This is a genomic window from Piezobacter thermophilus (genome assembly GCF_055386745.1).
The window spans coordinates 1,790,568-1,809,519 of the sequence record NZ_AP042380.1 but is presented as its reverse complement, the minus strand read 5'-3'; the positions used below and the strand labels follow the sequence as shown (position 1 = coordinate 1,809,519).

Below are 18,952 nucleotides of genomic sequence, written 5' to 3'. Positions count from 1 at the left end.
TTTCAGCACCAAAATCATCGCAGGACTGTTTCTAATGGGTTTCGCCTCTTTGGCGGTTGAGTTTCGGCAAGGCTCGACTGCTCATGCGATACAAATTCCAAGAGGGTCCGGCGAGGCAATACACCCCAAAGTTCCTCGTCGTACTCGGAAATTGATTTACGGCATTGGGATTTTTCAGCTTATTAACGGATTTGTCGGTGTTGGGGCCTATACCGTTATGTTTCCATTGATAGTTCGCGATATTGAAACAGGTAATGCCGGAAGTTTTTCCGCCGTACTTATGGCAAATTATCTGTCGATGATAGCAATTTCGATTTGTGTAAGACGGGTATCACAGGTCCACCAGGTCGTAGAACCTGTTATATATATCAGTCTTGTTGTACAAATTTTTGCGTTGGTAGCACTCTTTCAAACGCCAACACTGCATATTGCGCTTATTTCTTCCACGTTATGGGGTGCATCTGCTGCTTTTGCACAAATCGGTGGACGGCATCTAATTCACAGTTTGAGCAGCGAAAACTTACCAAACTCATCGGCGTTGTTCCACAGTGTTTTTCTCGGGAGTTCGGCTGTCGGTGCGATGTCTGCTGGTGTGCTGCTCGATTACATAGGCTTTATTTATTATTTGATTACAACCACCTGTATTTGTGCAGTCGGCCTATGCGGCGTGAGTGCGCAGCTAAGAGCGACACGATCAAATTGACCGTAACCGCTCGATTGCTACCGCCATTCACGCGGCGTTTTCGAGTTTGGCGCCGGGTTTCCAGTTCCAGGGGAGCAATTCGTCGATGCGGTTGATCTTGTGATCCTGGATGCGGTCGAGGACGTCGGCTAGCCAAGCCTGATAACGTACAGAATCTTTCGCACATTTGCTTTTGACGACGGTTCCAATCAGACTTTCTGAGAGGAGCTGAGAATGGACGAGAACGAGAAGCCTAAAGGGATGGGAAAGGTCATTCAGATTGACGAGGCGCGTATTCGCGACCACCTTGGCGAGATGGTGCGTGGCACGGTCGAGGAGGCGCTGAATGCGATGCTGGATGCGGAAGCGGACCGGCTGTGCGGCGCAGGCCGATACGAGCGCAGCGAGGGGCGCAAGGATACGCGGGCGGGTCACTACCGAAGGTCGCTTGAGACCAAGGCCGGCAAGGTCAGCCTGAAGGTGCCGAAGCTGCGCCGCCAGACCTTCGAGACGGCGATCATCGAGCGGTGACCTGCGCCGGGAAAGCTCGGTCGAGGAGGCGTTGATCGAGATGTATCTGGCGGGCGTTTCGGTGCGCCGGGTCGAGGAGTGAGGCGGAAAAGAAAACGATCCAGTGAATCGTTTTCCCGCCGAACACCGAGGCGCTTTGGGGCACGCGGGTCAGTCCGGGGACGGTGTCCAACCTCAACAAGAAGATCTACGCCAAGATCGACGAATGGCGACACCGGCGGATCGAGGGCGATCACCCGTATGTTTTCCTTGATGGCATCGTGATGAAGCGCTCCTGGGCGGGCGAGGTGCGCAACGTCTCGCTGCTGGTGGCAATCGGTGTGACGCGTGAGGGTTATCGCGAGATACTGGGCATCATCGAGGGCCCGAAAGAGGACAAGTCCGGCTGGTCGAGCTTCCTGCGCCACCTGGTGGACCGTGGCCTCTCCGGCGTGCAGCTGATCGTCTCGGACGCCTGTCGGGGCCTGATGGAAAGCGTCGCCGAATACCTGCCGGATGCGCGCTGGCAGCGCTGTGTGGTTCATTTCTACCGCAATGTGTTCAGCCTGGTGCCTTCGGGCAAGGTTCGGGACGTCAGCAAGATGCTGAAGGCCATTGACCTGCCCCCCGCGAACGCCCGCATTTTGAAGTAGAGTCTGCCCGATCAGAAAGGAGCAGACGAATGCGAAAGAGCCGTTTCACGGAGGCGCAAATCATTGCGATGATCAAGGAACAGGGTGAGGCGTGAGCCCGCCATTGGTTCGAGGGCCACGCCGAACGGAATGCCGACGGCAGAGGTTTGTCGCCGGCATGGGCTGAGCCCGGCGACGTTCTACAAATACAAGTCCAAGTATGGCGGCATGGGGCTTTCGGACGTGAAGCGTCTGAAGTTGCTGGAGGATGAAAACGCCAAGCTGAAGCGCTTGCTTGCCGACGCGATGCTGGACAACGCGGTTCTGAAGGATCTCCTGGGAAAGAACTGACGACGCCGAGCGCGCGGCGTGATGCAGCGCTGCGGGCGATGCGGGATCATGGCATCTCGCAGCGCCGGGCCTGCAGGCTGGTCGGTGTCGATCCCAAGACGGTTCGGCGCGAACGCCCGCCGGACCATCCGGAGATCCGCGAAGCGATGAAGAAGATAGCGGGCAAGCGCCGCCGTTTCGGCTATCGGCGGATTGGCGTGTTGCTCGCACGCAAGGGAATGATCATGAACCACAAGAAACTCTATCGCCTGTATCGCGAAGAAGGGTTGTCGGTGAACCGGCGGCGCGGGCGCAAGCGCGCCAGAGGCTCGAGGACGCCAATGCCCGAGGCGATCAGGCCAAACCAGCGATGGAGCCTGGACTTTGTCTCCGACACGTTCGGTGCTTCGCGTCGGTTCCGCATCCTGGCGGTGATCGACGATTGCTGTCGCGAGAACCTCTGCCTGGTTGCCGACACCAGCATCTCGGGCGCACGTGTGGCACGTGAGCTCGACGCTCTTGTCCGCCTCCATGGCAAGCCTGAAAGCATTGTTTCTGACAACGTCCTATGTCGGGAAAATCTGGCTGATCCTGCCCCCATTTCACCGGACACCTAAGCGGTTTCGGTTTGGGCCCTTCGGAACTCGCGGGGCGAGCGCCATTTGAGGGCCGAGTGCGGGTGATTTTCATTATAGTCTTCGATCCAGCCTCCGATCAACTTGAGAACGGCTCTCGCATCGGGCAGCGGGTTGACCTGGACGTAGTCGCGCTTGAACGTGTGGACGAAGGCCTCGGCCATGCCGTTGGATTGCGGGCTTCTGACGGGTGTAAAGCAGGGCTTCAGCCCCAGCTGGCGGGCGAAGATGCGCGTTTCGCGGGCGGTGTACGGCGACCCATTGTCAGAAAGAATCTCGATCGTCTCCGGTGTCCGGCAGGTGCCGAAGCGCCGCTCCACCGCCATGAGCATCATGTCGCGCACGTCAGACCCGCTGATCCCGGCGCCGGATACCACCGTCCAGGCGATGACCTCGCGGTCGCAGGCATCGATGATAAACGCCAGGCGAACGACCTCGCCGTTCCAGCAGGCAAACTCCAGCCCGTCGGAACACCAGCGCAGGTTGGAGCGGATCATCACCACCTTGCCGTCATGGCTACGCTCGGGCGACGGCTGGCCACTGCGTTCCAACAGCAGGTCATTGATCTTCATGATCCGATAAACCCTTTTGTGGTTGACTGGATCAAGGCCACGGGCCCGCAGCACACGGTTCAGCACCGCCGTGATCCGGCGATAGCCGTAGGTCGGGCGCTGCCCCACCAGCCGCTCGATCAGCGGCAACAGCGTTCGCAGGCTCTCTCGAACCGGTGGCGTTCGCCTGCTCACCGTCTTGCGCCTTGTGATAGCGCCGACGCGGCTTGGTGCCCCCGTTCAGCCGGTCGTGCAGGTTCGAGCGCGACACGCCCAGGGTTTTCGCGATCGCCATCACCGGGAACCTCCCGGTCGCGGCGACAGCGCATGCAAGATCGGTTTTTTTGAGCGTGCCTTGTCCAGAGCTTCCTTGAGGATCTCCACCTCCAGCGTCTTGCGCCCAAGCTGGCGTTCAAGCTCGCGGATGCGGGCCTCCATCTCGCGGACGGTGCGGTTGCTGGTCACACTGTCATCTCCGCTCACGGCAATGCTTCCTCCCTCCAACATCAATTTGCGCCAACGATACAACAGATTCGGCGCCACGCCATTGCGCCGGGCAACGGCCGATATGCTGTCGTGACCTTGCAGCGTTTCCTCGACAATCCGAAGCTTCTCGGCCGCTGACCAGCGACGGCGACGGCCACCATCGGTGATGATTTCAATATCGGACATGAGCATATGCTTAAGCCTGTGCCTAAGCCCTCCTTGGTTGGGCTCAGGTGTCCGGTCGAAATGGGGGCCAGTTCACTGGCTGCTTGAGTCAACAGGTCGTGGGGCATCCGGTTGCCCGGATGCCGTGTGATGTTTACCCAGACGGGTTCTGCCGTCAAGAAGTGGTCTCTCCCATAGCAAACACAGGGTACGCAGCGTTGCGGCCCTCACCGTCCTTAAGACGAGATCCGAAATCCCAAGCAGAAAGCCCGAACATTATCTACGAGGTCAGCGAACTGCCTCCACGGCTCATGTCAGACAGAGGTCCTTCCGCCTGGGCCCGCCCCCTCGAAGAAGGGGCGATAGGGTTCACCGTGTTTGACCACGGCGTGTACGGTACGCGCCATCTTGGCCGCGATGGCGGTGTAAGCCTTGCGGCGCAGATGGGCGTTATGTCGATCTCTGGAGATGTAGCGCTCGAACTTGTCGCGAAAGCTGTTGGTGCGCTTCAGCACTGCGGTCTGGCCTGCCATCCAGAGCGTGCGACGCAAGCGGGCATTGCCATACTTCGAGATTCTGCTCTGACCGCGAAACATGCCGGACTGCACGGTGGCGAGGTCCATGCCGCAGAACTTCAGGAACTGGCGATGATGGCGGAACCGGCGCAGGTCGCCAGCTTCGGCCAGAATGGTCATGGCGTTGATCGGGCCGATCCCGGGGATGGTCGTCAGCAGCTGGTAATCCGGGTGATCGGACAAAAGCGCAACAGCCCGAGCCTCGATCTCATTACGTTGCCGGATCAGGCTGCGGCCTTCGGCCAGCACGAGGCGGAACATGCGAATGGCCTCGGAATCCGGATGCACCGGCAGGCCAACCGATCCTTTGGCTGTGGCGTAAATGTCTGATAGAAGGCGTTCTTTGGCGACCTTGCGGCCAACCACCTGCCAGGCGTCGGTGATGAAGTCCTCCCGGCTCATGGCCGAGATCACGTGCGGTGATGGGTACTTCTCCAGAAACGCCAGGAACCAGTCGCTGCGCGAGCTTCGGTGAAATCGCTCCGCCTCGGGAAAATACAGCGGCAGATAGTGGGTCAGGATGCGATGCCATAGCTCGGTCTTCGACCGCGAAACGATCTCGTGGGTCTTGGAAAGTTCCTGAATGTCGCTGGTTCCAAACACCAGGGGATCATGGAAGTACTGCACGGCCCCGATCTCCAGCATGTGGAGGATGACTTGGGCGTCCTTCGGGTCGTTTTTGTCCCAACTATTGTGCAAGGCCTCGCGGGTTCGGGCCAGCCCGACAGAGGACACGAGCTTCAGATCGAACCCGGCCTGGCCAAGATGATGTGCCAAGGGTCGATGATAATTGCCAGTCGCCTCAAACCCGATCCGCACCGGCAGATCGTAACTGGCAAGAATGGTGGTGAGGCGATGAAAGTCCTCCAGCGTATTGGTGATTGTCAAACGGCGGCGGCGCTTCTTGCCGGGAATGCTGATCAGGACCTCGTGGCGGTGCTTGGAAATGTCGATGGCGACAAGCAAGGTTGAAGTGGTAGAATTGATGGCGGTCATGGCCGGTCTCCTCATCAGTGTGGTCGTACAAAACCACTGTTGAGACCTGAGACCCGGTTATGGCCACCCGCTGCGCTATATGGGAGCTGCGCAGGCGGCCATAACCTGCCAGAAGCCCTTCTTCCCGACGTGCTATGGGACCGAGTTCACCAGTCGGGCGATCCTCAAATGGGCGGACGACAATGACGTCGACTGGCATTACATTGATCCTGGCAAGCCTCAGCAAAATGCCTTCATCGAGTCGTTCAATGGCAGCCTGCGTGACGAGTTTCTCAACGAAGAACTGTTCGACACGCTCGATGATGCCCGCCGAAAACTGGCCTTGTGGCGCTATGACTACAACAACGTCAGGCCCCACTCATCGCTGGGGAACCAGACGCCGGCCCAGGCGCGCCGGACGCTTGAGCTATCCGATGGCTCCGCGCCCGGCGCGCTTGCCAAAACCGAAACCGCAGATTATGAAAACCAAACCCGCAGACTCTCGTTATGAATGAGGGACCATTGGGGGGCAGGTCACGCCGCATGGGTGCCGCATGTTTGCGTTCAGGGTTGGGCGGTTACATTGAAAGGTGTGTGCGCCGCTTACGGATCACCGGGGTTTCTCGGTTAAGATGCTGATCATGATCGCACTTACGATGGACAGCGAACCGCCTATCACGTGGCTGATCTGCATAAGCTCTCCCAAAAGCAACACCGACGACGCAACGGCGAAGATTGGGATGAGATTCAGTGATACAGCGCTGACGAAAGGGTGTGAACGCTTCATGCCCATGAAGAAACACAGGAAGGTAAAACCAAATTGGACGATTCCCGCAGCCCCAACAAGGAAAAAATCGGTGTTCGGAATCCAGAGCAAGTCCTTCCTGAAAAAAACGGTGGCAACCACAAAGACAAAGACAACAGATGAAAACTGCTGAATAAAAAGCACCAGGTCTGGTTCATAGTCTTGGACGAACTTGTCGGACAGAGTCACGTAAACAGCCGCTACAAAAACAGCCAGTAGAACGATCCCATCCCCGGCACCCGGTTGTAAATACGAACCCGCGAATTCAGGGCTTATGGTGATGAAGGCACCGACCAGCCCCAATAGCACCAAGAAAGCCAGAAGACGGTTGATCGTCTGTTTAAGGATCACAACCGACAAAATAACGATGAAGATGGGTTCCAAGGATTGCAGGATGCCGGCATTTATTCCCGTTGTTTGGGTCAGCCCATAAAACCCGATGAAGTATGCAAGCCCGGGTTCTAGAATGCCTACTGCCGCAATTGTCAGCAAGTTTCGCTTCGATATGCCGCGAAATCTAAGATTGCCGTTGAACCACGTTACCCCTAGAATAAAGATGCTGCTGAAGGCCAATTGAATTAACAGCACCGCAATGGGGGCATATTCCGTAAGGAATATCTTAGAGACAGGCACCGAAATTCCCCAGAAAAACGATGCCAACAACAATAACACAAACGGATGTACAGGCATTTAGATGGATACCATATTTTGGTCGATCATCTTTTTCCAGTGCTTCCAATCTGTCCAAGGGAGATTTTCTGCCTTCTCCGGCATCCATGGATTATAGTAAATCGCCTCACGCGCGACGGGATGGCCATACCAGAAGCCGTAGTCTGGGTGCAGAAAGTCAAATTTTCTGAGCGTGACGTAATCCATGTAAAGATAATTCCAAACATCAATCTTTTCGTCTGTCACCTCTCGCGACAGCGTGTTGTCGGTTGGTATCAGCACATCGGTATGATAATAACCACTGTAAAGCTTCGGGTTATAGTTCTTGGGCAGATGTGCCGGCGCTTTCTTGTTTGGTTTCTCGGTTGGATTAGTTGCACGCGTACTCGCCGAAATTTCCTGATGCCAAGTGCAGGTGCCGACGATATTGTCGCGGTCACCGATACCACCGACACCGATCGAACGGATCACCAGATCGTAGACGATACTCGTTGCGTCCTTCAGATCCGTGGCAACTCCCTTTCTTACCAATGAATTCGCCAGATGCCCCGGTGAGTTCACGCTTATGATTAAGCCGCCGGGCACACGGCGGTCATGGTTGCTGGTTAGATGCGCACCGGAGTAGAATACGTTCAGCCCGCCTTTGAAGAGATGGACTGACCCGTCGTCCTGAAAAAGAGGTACGGCCTCAGTATAGATCGTATCGACGTCAACCGGGCGAAACTCGGTTAGATAGAGACCGCAGAGCACTTTGCAAAGATTCAAGAGCTCTGGACCGGGCCGACAAAACGTGATCTCTTTAATGCAGAAATAGACTAGGAAGCCGCTCGAAAGGCCTTCCGCGGCGCGGTCCTTCCAAGCGTGGCGGGCTTTGCGGATCTTTTTCTCGACATAGACTGAGCCCTTGGCGATGTCCGCGGCGTCCACGATCGTGACGTCATAGGCGATGCCTTTGGCCTCTTTCGCACCAAGCCGCCCAAACATGCAGGGTTGATAACGGGCGAGCCAGTTCAACAGCATCTTATGACGTTTCACATTGTCGCTGGTATCCAGTATCTGGTGGTTGAGTTCTGTAATGTCGTCGCCAAAATCGTGATCATCTGGCAGTTGCGGCAGCGATGCGATGACTTCGGTCAGTTGGTCGTTTTCAACTTGGGTGTTTGAGAGTAGCATAAGAGTTCCCTTCAGCGAAGAGCAGGATATTCACTCAGGGGCGGGGGTGCGCTATGAATGTAGCTCATTGCCTTGTAGATCAGCCTGGCGCCAAGAAAGTCCGGAGCGTGAAGCTGCGGGATCGGCGCATGTTCGACATAGTCAAAACCGACAACCTTAGATTTAGCGCACAACGTCTGCAGAATGGCCATTGCATCTGCCCAAAGAATCCCATCCGGCTCCGGCGTGCCGGTCGAAGGCATGATACTGGGGTCGAGGGCATCGGCGTCAAAGGTGATGTAGACCGCTTGATTGCGGACAAGCTCTGCGAGCGAGGCTAGAAAACTCTGCCGGCAGTTCCAAATATCCAGCACTCGGACACGGCCCCGACCGACAGTATTGAGAAAGGTTGACTCCTCTGCAGAGACATTACGGACGCCAATTGAAATTAGAGAGACCATTGGGTCGTCGAGGCAACGTCGCATCGCGCAGGCGTGGGAGTACGGATCGTCCAGATAGCGGTCTCGAAGATCAAGATGCGCATCGAACTGAACAATTGTCAGGTCTTCATTTTGCTTCTTTACGGCCCGCACCGATGCGCAGGTAACCGTGTGTTCGCCGCCAAGCGTCACTGGAATACGTCCCTCTGCCAGCACGGCGCCCACCGAGGCTTCAAGTATGGCCAGCGCCGCCTCTGTCTCAGCGGGGATGTCGGGAATAGGTAGCACTTTGAATCCGTAGTCGTAGATCACTTCGTGACCATATTCAGTGTCGAAGAGTTCGACTTCCCGGCTTGCCGCAAAAAGCGCCTCCGGACCCCGCCGTGTGCCAGCACCATAGGAAACGGTCGTCTCCATAGGGAAGGGGATTAGCGTGAACCGGCAATCTATGTCCGCAAACTCTTCCGGAGAGATGGCCAAGAATTCAACCATCCCGGGACTCCAACACATAGTGAAAGATCAGCGGTACAACGATCGACGCATCACTGTGAATCACGAATTTTGGCGTGTCCTTGTCGAGCTTTCCCCAAGTTATTTTCTCATTGGGCAACGCGCCAGAATAGCCACCATAACTCTCCTGAGCGTCAGTAATTTGACAGAAATAGCCCCAGAGTCTGACCTCTTCTTCCAGATCCTGCTGGATCAGCGGCACAACGCAAATCGGGAAATCACCGGCAATGCCGCCGCCGACTTGAAAAAAACCGATCGAGCTATTGTCTGCAGCGCCTTTGTACCAGTCGACCAAGGACTTCATATAGCTGAGACCGGATTCCACTGTGCCGATCTTCAGACCTGAACTAATGCATTGGGAAACAAAGAAGTTTCCCAGCGTCGAATCCTCCCAGCCCGGCACAAAAATCGGCAAATCACGTTCCGAGGCCGCGAGCACCCAACTGTTCTTAGGGTTGATCTCGAACTCGGCGACAAAGTCTGGATTGCGCAACACATCGTATAGGAAGGTGTGCGGCGGTTGCGATCGACCCTCCTTGCTGAACTTGTGCCACAGCGGTGTGATGTATTTCTCCACTTTCCGCATTGCCTCGACCTCAGGGATGCAGGTGTCGGTAACTCGGTTCATTCCGCAGGATAGCAAACTTTCTTCATCCTGGGGTGTCAGATCGCGGTAGTTGTCGATCCGCTCATATTGGTCATGGGCAACAGCATTGAAGATGTCTTCTTCCAAGTTTGCACCGGTGCAGCAGATCGCTTCGACATGTCCACGGCGGATCATCTCAGCTAGAGAGAGTCCAATCTCTGCGGTACTCATTGCTCCAGCTAGCGTGACAAACATTTTACCGCCGCCATCAAGAAAATCGACATAGCCCTGCGCCGCTTCGGCCAACGCCCGCGCGTTAAAGTGGCGGTAATTATGAGAAACGAAATCCTTGATCATCATGAAGATCCCTTAATACGTTGTGATGAAAGAGATTGATGGTGACATGACAGCTGAATCGACTGCCCCAGGCTCCAAGGCGGGGGCATAGTGATATTCGTGCTGTAGGGAATGATCTGCGACGGTGAGGCTAGCCCGTTAAAATTGTTCGTCAAACAGTCGCAATATGCACCCGTGTTGTGTACGACCAGTACATCGCCCTCAGACACGGTGCGGGGCAGCAGATAGCGACCGGGAAGTACATCGAGAGAATCACAGGTTGGGCCGAAAATGGTGAACTCTTTCAGTCCATCCGACGCAGGTCGTGTCTTGCAACTAATGGGGAACCGCATCTTGGAAAGGCCACAATCCAAGAGGCCACCATATATGCCGTCATCGATAAAAACTCGGTCTCCGTCGACGCCGTTCACCCGGACGTGGGAATTAGCGGCATCCGCAACTATACACCGACCGGGTTCTGCGACCAACCGAGCCTTGCGTAAGAGCGGAAACTTTGCCCGTATCGAATCGGCACTGGGGACACGGGAGAAATCGACGTTTGCTTGCGGATCATCATAGCGCGCCGGAAAGCCACCGCCAATGCTCAACAAGCTGATCTGTAGCCCAATACCCTCAAGAAGATCGGCTAAGAACGCCACTGCCCTCCAATGTGCGTTGAGATCCTCTTGTTGCGATCCAACATGGAAACTCACACCTATTTTAGCGCTCTTGGCTGCTCCAAGATACAAAAGATCACGCGCCTTTAGAGGATGTACTCCAAACTTTTCGTCCAGATTTTGCATCGCCGAGGTGCCGAAAATTGGCACTTTTATGCGCACAATGATCTCCCAGGTCTGCAAATCTACGGTTGCCGCCAATTTCTGCAACTCCGCAACCGAATCCACCACATAATTCCGGATATTGTAGTTGGCGTAGGACTCCGTTATCGACTGGCGACTCTTGATTGGATGGGTATATAGGAAGCGGGTGTGTCCCACGGTTTTCCGTACGACCTGCATTTCTCTTGTCGAGGCAACGTCAAAGCCATCAATACCCAATAAGCGCAGTGTTCGAAGGATATGAGGCGAGTGGTTCGCCTTGACGGCGCAATAAACTTCCCCCCGAAAATATTTCTTAAAGTTTATGTAATTTCGAGCGAGTGTATCAATGTTAATGAATGTTTTCATAATGAAAGCCTTCATTTATTTACACAATCGTCGGGGCTGGATCAGCTTGGGTAGCCAGGTCCATCGACATGGTGACCCCGTCCTCGGCGATATAACGTATCAACTCAGATTTTATTTTCGGGTGATTGTGTCCATAATTCAGCGCCCCACATCCGGATAAAAAATCAAGATAGCACCTGTGATTTTCATCCCAGACAAAGCAATCAGCGGCCTTTGCAAACACCGCGGGGAATGTCCGGCAGTAGCTTTTCACATTCGTTTCCAAAACGATCTCCCAGCCTCCAAAGTTTGCTGCGTGACCACAGTGATGGAGCCATAAGCCGCGACGCCTTGTAAATGGGCGATCGGAGTAGAGGGGGATTTCGCCGCAAGAATATTCAAAACGACCTTCCCGCCCTTGACCTATGTATGGCGCAACCACACGCGATAGGCTCGCTTTGTGCGGTGGGGCTGTGGAGTTGCGGATGAGATTAAAGAATTTTCCAGAAGAAGTTGTTTTTGACCTTTCAGATTGTGAGCGGGCTCAGCTCACTTCTTGGGCTCAGGATGTTGCGCAGGACAATATTTCAAACCCTGGCCTTTACCGTCATGGTGACGTCCTCAAGGCAGTCAGGAAGCTGGATGGCCCAAGTTTCGATGCCATGCGTCGTTTCGCAGAGTCCAGCAACGACTATGGAACGTTGCTTCTAAGAAATGTACCGATCGATACCAGTCTTCCGCCCACCCCCCATGATGGCAGGCGCCCAGATAACATGCCATCCCTCTCGGAATCTGTTGGAGCATTGCTTGGGTGCCTTTTGGGCGATATTTTTTCATATGGAGATGAAAAAGAGGGGCTCCTGATTCAAAATATCTGCCCGGTTTTCGGGCAGGAAAATTTACAAGAGAATACCGGATCGGTCTTCCTCGAATTTCACACCGAGGACAGCTTTCATCCTTTACCACCAGATTACCTCATATTGATGTGTCTTCGTGGCGACAGGACCGGGCAGGCAATAACGGCAACGGCAAGCCTTGGCCGTGTGATCGGTTCCTTGGACGAAGAAGTAATCGAGACCCTGGCTGGACCCAATTATATCATCAGATCGTCCTCATCGTTTGGCGCATCAAAATATCGAAGAAGGACAGCCGTTGTTGGCGATCCACAGCAAGGAACCGGGCTTGTTTTTGACCTCAACGGGATGGAGGCTCTCACGGATGTTGCCGAACAGGCAATGCAGCGCCTGCACAAGGCATTGGAACGGGAAACATATGGCATCTGTTTAAGCCCGGGGGATGCGATTATCATCGATAACAACAAGGCCTGCCATGCTCGCACAGGGTTCCGGCCGTATTATGACGGGCGTGATCGATGGCTTCAGCGCATCTTCATCTCTCGGGATTTCGCCCGCATGCAAGACATATTGGTGCCTGGTACACGTATGATCGATCCTGAAAAATCCCGGGAACTCGTCGCATGAAAGTCATAACTCGCATCGATGGGCTTCATTCCCAGATGGAAGATGGCGCATGCGTCCTCCTTCTGTTCTCCGGAGGGCTGGACAGCTGCCATACGCTTTCGCAATTGACAGCAGCCGGTTTGCGGGTGGTGGCCCTTTACGTTGACTTGGGAGAACCGCTACCCGCCACATGCAAGGTCGCGCGATCCATTGCCGAGGAAATCGTAGTGATCGAAGCAGAGCGTATCTTCTGCGATGAGTATTTAGCTGACGGGATCATCTGTAACGCCACATATTTTGGGGGAATGCCCCTTTCTTCGACCTATTCTCGCCCGTTGATCGCTCGGCTGGCAGTCGATCAGGCTCGTTCCAAGGGCATCCGAGTCATTGCATCCAATGTAACGGCATTCCAGAACACGTTCTTCCGATTCGCAAAGTCGATTGAGGTTCTCGCACCGGAACTGTCCTTCTTTTGCCCATCGATAGGAGGTTATCTCGATCGTGCTCAAAAAATTGCCGGGCTTGATCCCCGTTTTATCGAGTTTTTCAAAGACAAGCCGCGCGGGATTTATTCCGTAGATGAAAATCTATGGTGTCGCGTAGTCGAAAATGGTGATATCGAACATCCGGAACGATCGCTGCCGATATCGGGCATTTGCGGAGCGTCCTGGAAGGGCACCCCCGAACAGATCGCGATAACCTTCAAGGCAGGTTTCCCCACTGCACTGAATGACGTTGAAATGGAACTCGGCGAGATCTGCCGGGAGCTGAACGGGCGTTTCACGGGGCATCCTCACGGTTTCTCATATGGTCTGGAAGGAAATGTATTCGGGGTGAAAAATCCCGAACCACGCATGAGCATGGCAGGAAAACTTATCCATGAAGGCTCTGGATACATCGCCCAAGCGGTTCTTTCGGCAGCGGAACTTCAACTGCGTGAAGAACTTTCGCGGCGCTTCGCCATTTCCGTGATCGAAGGGGGCTGGTTCACTTCCTATACTGATGCTTTGCGAAGCGCGTTGCACCGTCTGGCGAAGCCGATATCGGGTCGTGTCAGTTGGCAGGTCACCGACCGGTCCTGCTTTGTAAATACGATTGCTCCCGACAAATCGAGTAAGATTGGCGCTCATCTCGAGAGTTTTACCTGTTCGGTGGAAAACTATGATCTGTCGAAAAAGATCTCTTTTGACCTGCTGAAGGAGCACACCCATGCATGAAGAGCCCACGACCGGAGGTGTGGGCATGCTGTGGCTTGTTCTACCTGTCATTCTTATCTGGGGCGGCAACTTTGCGGTCATGCGGGTCGGCGTTCATGAAATCGGTCCCTTCACTCTGGCAGCGATGCGGTTCTTCATTGCTGCCGCCCCGTTGCTCCTGTTCGTTCCGCGCCCTGGGGTTCCTTTCGGTTTCATTGCTTCATACGCCGCCACCTTCGGCCTCGGTCAGTTCGGTCTTCTGTTTTGGGCCATATATCTGGGCCTGCCCTCCGGCATGGCGTCTCTTCTCGTGCAGCTTCAGGTCGTTTTCACTCCGATTCTCGCTCTCTTCTTCCTCAAGCAGCGCATTCCGGCCGCGACGACAGGTGCCATTGTTATCAGCCTTCTCGGACTTGGGATCGTTTTGTCCGGGACAGTGGAACGGGCGGGATTGCTGCCCATGGCTCTCGGGGTGGGCGCCGCGCTGTCCTGGGGAGCATCAAACGTCGTAATTTCCTGGGGGGCGGCAAGAGGGTTGCGATACAACCCCGTTTCGCTGGTCGCGTGGGCCAGCATGCTGTTGCCTTTGCCATTTCTTGCCCTTGCCGGCATTTCCGGCGAGTTCGAGGGCCTGACTGTTGCCCGTATCATTCAGGCGCTACCCCCGGCAATCTATCTGGGATTGATCGCCACGGTAATCGCCTACTATTTCTGGGTGAAGGCTCTGGCAACCTACAAGGCCGCCAACGTCGCTCCGTTTACGTTACTGATTCCGATCATCGGACTTATTCTTGGCAACCTGTTGTTCGCAGAGGCGCTCGACGGTCTTCGCCTCATTGGCAGCGTCGTCATCATTACCGGAATTCTGATCCATATGGTGGGTATCAGGATCGAGGAAGCCCGATCGCGCAAGCATTCCTGATCAGGGTGCCATTCAATTCGTCAACCTCATGTAAGCAGCGGGCGTCATACCAGTTGCCTTCTTGAAGGATCTGGTAAAGTGGCTCTGGTCGGAAAATCCGCAATGGGCGGAAATATCTGCGATTGGCATTTTCCGTGCCAGCATATCACGGGCGCGTGCAATTCGACGGGAAAAAACCCAACGAGCCGGGCTTACGGAAAAGGAGGCGCGAAACATTTTCTGGAAATGGAATTCACTCAGATTTACCTGACGGGAAAGGTCACGCAATGTCAGTGGTTTATCAAGATTATTTTCTATGAAATCCCTGACCGTTCTTGCAGAATGGCTGCTGAGCCCGCCTTTCAGCCGAAATTGGCCTGATGGGCGGCAGATGGCATAGATCTCTGTCAACAGGTCGGTAATTCCACTTTCGATGGCAAGGCGGTCTTCACTTTGCCAGGCCAGAAGCACCGCTCGGAACGCGTTTTTCATGGGAGCAATGTCGCCATAATCGATTTCGGGAACGTGGCAGAGCCTGGCGTCTTTCTCCGTTGTTTTGACAAAGCGACGTCGCAATTCCGCGTCATCCACATGCAGGTGCAAAAAGACAAGCGGTTTCGAATGCCCCCATCGTGAATACGCGCCTTCCGGAATTATGCAGATCTTTCCAGGGCCACCGGAACTATTGGGCGCATTTTTGCGCCTGCTACCGTGACCGCCTTTCAGATAATAACTGAAGGTATGGCCCTCGGGGCAAGTATAGTTGACATCGCGACCTGCGTTCCTCCAGATCGAGAGCGTTAGTGTCCGCGCACGTGGTGTAATTTCTGCACCTTCGACGGTGTAACCAGGGTGGCCATCGAGGTGTATGGTTGCGGTGGAGTTTCAGAGCTTCAACCACGAACCACACGGAGACCCCGATGACCAAGACGAATATGGACCTTTCCGAACTTTTGGCCAAGCAGGACGGTGGCGATTTTCTTCGCGCCGTTGCTGAGGCCGTGCTGCAGCTTCTGATGGAGGCCGATGTCGAGGGCCTGATCGGCGCCGGCAAGCATGAGCGCAACAGTGAACGCACGACGTGGCGCAACGGGTATCGAGAGCGCGCTCTCGATACCCGTTTGGGCCGGCTGAACCTCAAGGTGCCCAAGCTGCGGCAGGGCAGCTACTTCCCGGGCTTTCTGGAGCCGCGCAAGACATCCGAGAAGGCGTTGGTCGCAGTGATCCAGGAGGCATGGATCGGTGGCGTCTCGACCCGCCGCGTGGACGAACTGGCACAGGCGATGGGCCTGCACGGCATCTCCAAAAGCACGGTGTCGAAGCTGTGCAAGGACATTGACGAACGGGTCAACGAATTCCTGAACCGGCCGCTTACCGGTGAATGGCCCTATGTCTGGCTGGATGCCACCTATCTCAAGGTGCGCCAAGGCGGGCGCATTGTCTCTGTAGCGGCCATAATCGCCGTCGCCGCGAACACGGACGGACGCCGTGAAATCATTGGCCTGGGGCTGGGACCGTCGGAGGCAGAAACCTTCTGGATGGATTTTCTCCGCGGCCTCAAGGCCCGGGGGCTTGACGGGAGCAAGCTGGTCATCTCGGATGCCCACAGCGGCCTGCGCGCGGCCATCGGGCGGGTCTTCGACGCTACCTGGCAACGCTGCCGCGTCCACTGGATGCGCAACGCCCTGGCCCACGTCTCGCGCGGCCAGCACACCGTCGTCGCCGCCGCCATCCGCCAGGCCTTCGATCAACCCGACCGAAAGCAGGCCGGCGAGACATGGCGCCGCGTCGCCGACCAGCTACGCTCTCGCTGGCCCAAACTGGCCGAGCTGATGGACGAGAGCGAGCACGACGTGCTGGCCTACATGGCCTTCCCCCGCCAGCACCGCAAGAAACTGCACAGCACCAACCCGATTGAACGTTTGAACAAGGAGGTGAAGCGCAGGGCCGACGTCGTCGGGATCTTCCCCAACGAGGCCTCCATCACCCGCCTCATCGGCGCCGTCCTGTTCGAGCAGAACGACGAATGGCAGACCGCAAGCCGCTACATGCAGGTCGAGGCCTTCGCCCAGATCGACAACGAGGAGACCGACCCCATTCTCAGCATAACAACTCAGGCCGCATGATCATGACACGAGGCCACCCAAATTACACCACCTTGACGGACGTGACCGATTCTTACCGCCTTGTGCTGTTCGATGATGGCAGGCTCGAAGAGCAGGCCGTCACTCACTTCATCGACAGGCTGGATAAAGACCTCTGATCCTGCCCCCGTTTCACCAGACAGCTAAGCAGTTTCGGTTTGGGCCCTTCGGAACTCGCGTGGCGAGCGCTACTTGAGGGCCGAGTGCGGGTGGTTTTCGTTATAGTCCTCGATCCAGCCTCCGATCAACTTAAGAACGGCTTTCGCATCGGGCAGCAGTTTGAACCGGAAGTATTCGTGCTTGACAACACCCCCTCTCATCCTCCATTCGGCGGGATGCGCCGGTTCCGCATGTGCGGATGAAAAGGGAATGCTTATGCAGCCGCCCCCGCGACCGTAAGCGGAGAGGGTCCCCAAGAATGCCACTGGCCGACGGCCGGGAAGGCGGGGTGCCCACCGGATGGAAACAACCATTCGACTCCGCGAGCCGGGAGACCTGCCTGCGCCTCTGTTTCGTCAACCGGGCGGGGCGTCTCGGTTGCGGGAAGTGCGCGGCGAGGCCGAACTCCTTCCCCTTTGCCCCGCTTCGCAAAGGGAAAAGAAAGTGAACGGCACGGGCACGGCACGAGTTGTTGAAATCCTGGTCTGTACCACCTGCCGCGGGAGGCAGCCGACCGATGATGCCTCGCCGTCGCGGCCGGGGGCGCAGCTTCATGATGCACTGGTGGGGTTGGTACTGCCCGAAGGCGTCGTTGTGCGGGCGGTGGAGTGCCTGTCGAACTGCAATCGGGGCTGTTCGGTCGTGCTGCGGGGTCCGGGGCGGTGGACCTATGTCTATGGCAATTTTTCCGGCCCCGAAGACGCCGAGCTGGTCCGCGACATGGCCGGGCGCTACCGGCAGACCGCTGACGGGCTGGTTCCCTGGCGCGAACGGCCGGCGCATTTCCGCAAGAACTGCATCGCCCGAATCCCGCCACAGGAAGTCATCGCATGAAGACCATGGAAAAGTTGCCGGTCACGGTGATCACCGGCTTTCTCGGCGCTGGCAAGACGACCCTGATCCGGCATCTGATGGAGAATCCGGGCGGCCGGCGGATGGCGGTGGTGATCAATGAATTCGGCGATGTCGGCGTCGATGGCGAGATCCTGAGATCCTGCTCCATTCCCGACTGTCCCGCAGAAAACATCGTCGAGCTGGCCAATGGCTGCATCTGTTGCACCGTGGCCGACGATTTCATCCCCACGATCGAGGCGCTGATGGCGCTGGATCCGCGCCCCGATCACATCCTGATCGAGACCTCGGGGCTGGCGCTGCCCAAGCCTCTGCTGAAAGCTTTCGACTGGCCCGAGATCCGCTCGCGGATCACCGTGGACGGGGTGATCGCCTTGGCCGACGCCGAAGCCGTGGCCGCAGGCCGATTCGCTTCGGATGTTGTGGCGGTTGATGCCCAGCGGGCCGCCGACGACAGTCTCGACCACGAAACCCCGCTGTCCGAGGTGTTCGGGGATCAGATCGCCTGCGCCGACATCGTGCTGCTGACCAAGCCCGATCTTGCCGGCCCCGAGGGTGTGGCTCGCGCCCGCGCGGTCATTGCCCAGCGCGCCCCGCGGCCGCTGCCGGTGATCGAAGTGGCCGAGGGCGTGGTGGATGCGCGCGTAATTCTGGGCCTGGGCGCGGCGGCCGAGGATGACCTGGACGCCCGCCCCGGCCACCATGACGGCGCCGACGAACACGAACATGACGATTTCGACAGTGTGGTGATCGAGCTGCCGGAACAGGATGACCCGGCGGCCCTCGTGGCGCGGATCGAGCAGCTGGCCCGCGAACGCAACATCCTGCGGCTGAAAGGTTACGCCGCCGTGCGCGGGCGGCCGATGCGGCTACTGGTGCAGGCCGTGGGAGCACGGGTGCGCCACCAGTTCGATCGCCTCTGGCGGCCGGACGAGCTCAGGCAGGGCCGACTGGTGGTCATCGCCGAGCATGACGATATCGATGCCGACGCCATCCGCATGATCCTGACCGGAGATCACGCGGCTTCGGGCTGAA

At 56.5% G+C, this 18,952-nt stretch carries 15 protein-coding genes, 5 pseudogenes and 1 riboswitch; of the genes and pseudogenes, 10 read left to right on the top strand and 10 right to left on the bottom strand.

The window, feature by feature from the left end; all coding sequences use genetic code 11:
* Nucleotides 1-34: 34 nt before the first annotated feature.
* Nucleotides 35-703, top strand: a complete 669-nt coding sequence (locus ACZ5CM_RS08815) for a hypothetical protein (protein ID WP_464637740.1) — start codon at nt 35-37, stop codon at nt 701-703.
* 27 nt (nt 704-730) lie between these two features.
* Here the strand turns inward: ACZ5CM_RS08815 and ACZ5CM_RS08810 are convergent.
* A pseudogene (locus tag ACZ5CM_RS08810) lies at nt 731-844 on the bottom strand (transposase domain-containing protein); the annotation flags it as partial.
* A 99-nt stretch (nt 845-943) separates the two neighbouring features.
* Between ACZ5CM_RS08810 and ACZ5CM_RS08805 the strand changes: the two are divergent.
* Together ACZ5CM_RS08805 and ACZ5CM_RS08800 are read left to right on the top strand one after the other, a co-directional pair.
* Nucleotides 944-1,809 (top strand): annotated as a pseudogene (locus tag ACZ5CM_RS08805) (IS256 family transposase); the annotation flags it as partial.
* Nucleotides 1,810-1,874: 65 nt separating this feature from the next.
* Nucleotides 1,875-2,717, top strand: a pseudogene (locus tag ACZ5CM_RS08800) (IS3 family transposase); the annotation flags it as partial.
* 50 nt (nt 2,718-2,767) lie between these two features.
* Here ACZ5CM_RS08800 and ACZ5CM_RS08795 read toward each other — a convergent pair.
* Together ACZ5CM_RS08795 and ACZ5CM_RS08790 are read right to left on the bottom strand one after the other, a co-directional pair.
* Nucleotides 2,768-4,018: pseudogene (locus ACZ5CM_RS08795) on the bottom strand (IS3 family transposase).
* Between the two features lie 287 nt (nt 4,019-4,305).
* A complete protein-coding gene (locus ACZ5CM_RS08790; RefSeq protein WP_464637738.1) occupies nt 4,306-5,577 on the bottom strand; it encodes an IS110 family RNA-guided transposase in 1,272 nt (423 codons plus the stop codon).
* A gap of 121 nt (nt 5,578-5,698) precedes the next feature.
* On the opposite strand from ACZ5CM_RS08790, the pseudogene ACZ5CM_RS08785 reads away from it, so the two are divergent.
* A pseudogene (locus ACZ5CM_RS08785) lies at nt 5,699-6,052 on the top strand (integrase core domain-containing protein); the annotation flags it as partial.
* A gap of 99 nt (nt 6,053-6,151) precedes the next feature.
* Here the strand turns inward: ACZ5CM_RS08785 and ACZ5CM_RS08780 are convergent.
* The 6 genes from ACZ5CM_RS08780 to ACZ5CM_RS08755 are packed head-to-tail and all read right to left on the bottom strand — an operon-like array spanning nt 6,152 to nt 11,449.
* Nucleotides 6,152-7,036 carry a DMT family transporter gene (locus tag ACZ5CM_RS08780; RefSeq protein ID WP_464637736.1) on the bottom strand — a complete coding sequence of 295 codons (885 nt, stop codon included), beginning with the start codon at nt 7,034-7,036 and terminating at the stop codon, nt 6,152-6,154.
* On the bottom strand, nt 7,037-8,188 hold the full coding sequence (locus tag ACZ5CM_RS08775; protein WP_464637734.1) for a hypothetical protein: 1,152 nt from the start codon (nt 8,186-8,188) through the stop codon (nt 7,037-7,039).
* Nucleotides 8,189-8,199: 11 nt separating this feature from the next.
* Nucleotides 8,200-9,099: an agmatinase gene (gene speB / locus ACZ5CM_RS08770; RefSeq protein WP_464637732.1), complete on the bottom strand. Its 900-nt coding sequence runs from the start codon at nt 9,097-9,099 to the stop codon at nt 8,200-8,202.
* Nucleotides 9,092-10,063, bottom strand: coding sequence for a deoxyhypusine synthase family protein (locus tag ACZ5CM_RS08765; protein WP_464637730.1), 972 nt, complete (start codon nt 10,061-10,063; stop codon nt 9,092-9,094). Before ACZ5CM_RS08765 ends, speB begins: the two co-directional genes overlap by 8 nt.
* A complete protein-coding gene (locus ACZ5CM_RS08760) occupies nt 10,060-11,241 on the bottom strand; it encodes an alanine racemase (RefSeq protein WP_464637728.1) in 1,182 nt (393 codons plus the stop codon). Before ACZ5CM_RS08760 ends, ACZ5CM_RS08765 begins: the two co-directional genes overlap by 4 nt.
* Nucleotides 11,242-11,245: 4 nt before the next feature.
* On the bottom strand, nt 11,246-11,449 hold the full coding sequence (locus tag ACZ5CM_RS08755) for an aminotransferase class III-fold pyridoxal phosphate-dependent enzyme (protein WP_464642551.1): 204 nt from the start codon (nt 11,447-11,449) through the stop codon (nt 11,246-11,248).
* Between the two features lie 241 nt (nt 11,450-11,690).
* On the opposite strand from ACZ5CM_RS08755, the gene ACZ5CM_RS08750 reads away from it, so the two are divergent.
* Genes ACZ5CM_RS08750 through ACZ5CM_RS08740 form a run of 3 tightly spaced genes read left to right on the top strand, consistent with a single transcriptional unit; the run spans nt 11,691 to nt 14,783 of the window.
* The gene (locus tag ACZ5CM_RS08750) at nt 11,691-12,686 is read left to right on the top strand and encodes a TauD/TfdA family dioxygenase (RefSeq protein WP_464637726.1); all 996 of its coding nucleotides are present in this window, start codon (nt 11,691-11,693) and stop codon (nt 12,684-12,686) included.
* Entirely contained in the window at nt 12,683-13,882 is a 1,200-nt protein-coding gene (locus tag ACZ5CM_RS08745) for an argininosuccinate synthase domain-containing protein (RefSeq protein ID WP_464637724.1), read from the top strand. Before ACZ5CM_RS08750 ends, ACZ5CM_RS08745 begins: the two co-directional genes overlap by 4 nt.
* Before the next feature lie 25 nt (nt 13,883-13,907).
* Nucleotides 13,908-14,783 (top strand): EamA family transporter, encoded by an 876-nt coding sequence (locus ACZ5CM_RS08740; RefSeq protein WP_464637722.1) that lies wholly within the window; start codon nt 13,908-13,910, stop codon nt 14,781-14,783.
* Nucleotides 14,784-14,795: 12 nt separating this feature from the next.
* Here the strand turns inward: ACZ5CM_RS08740 and ACZ5CM_RS08735 are convergent, their stop codons facing one another.
* Nucleotides 14,796-15,353 (bottom strand): helix-turn-helix domain-containing protein, encoded by a 558-nt coding sequence (locus ACZ5CM_RS08735; RefSeq protein WP_464637720.1) that lies wholly within the window; start codon nt 15,351-15,353, stop codon nt 14,796-14,798.
* A gap of 329 nt (nt 15,354-15,682) precedes the next feature.
* On the opposite strand from ACZ5CM_RS08735, the gene ACZ5CM_RS08730 reads away from it, so the two are divergent.
* The 3 genes from ACZ5CM_RS08730 (at nt 15,683) to cobW (ending at nt 18,951) form a co-directional block, all read left to right on the top strand.
* A complete protein-coding gene (locus ACZ5CM_RS08730) occupies nt 15,683-16,888 on the top strand; it encodes an IS256 family transposase (protein WP_464637579.1) in 1,206 nt (401 codons plus the stop codon).
* Between the two features lie 342 nt (nt 16,889-17,230).
* A riboswitch (cobalamin riboswitch) is annotated at nt 17,231-17,423 on the top strand.
* Between the two features lie 86 nt (nt 17,424-17,509).
* Nucleotides 17,510-17,899 carry a DUF1636 family protein gene (locus ACZ5CM_RS08725; RefSeq protein ID WP_464637718.1) on the top strand — a complete coding sequence of 130 codons (390 nt, stop codon included), beginning with the start codon at nt 17,510-17,512 and terminating at the stop codon, nt 17,897-17,899.
* Nucleotides 17,896-18,951, top strand: a complete 1,056-nt coding sequence (gene cobW, locus ACZ5CM_RS08720) for a cobalamin biosynthesis protein CobW (RefSeq protein WP_464637716.1) — start codon at nt 17,896-17,898, stop codon at nt 18,949-18,951. The genes ACZ5CM_RS08725 and cobW overlap by 4 nt, the downstream gene beginning before the upstream one ends.
* Nucleotide 18,952: the final 1 nt, after the last annotated feature.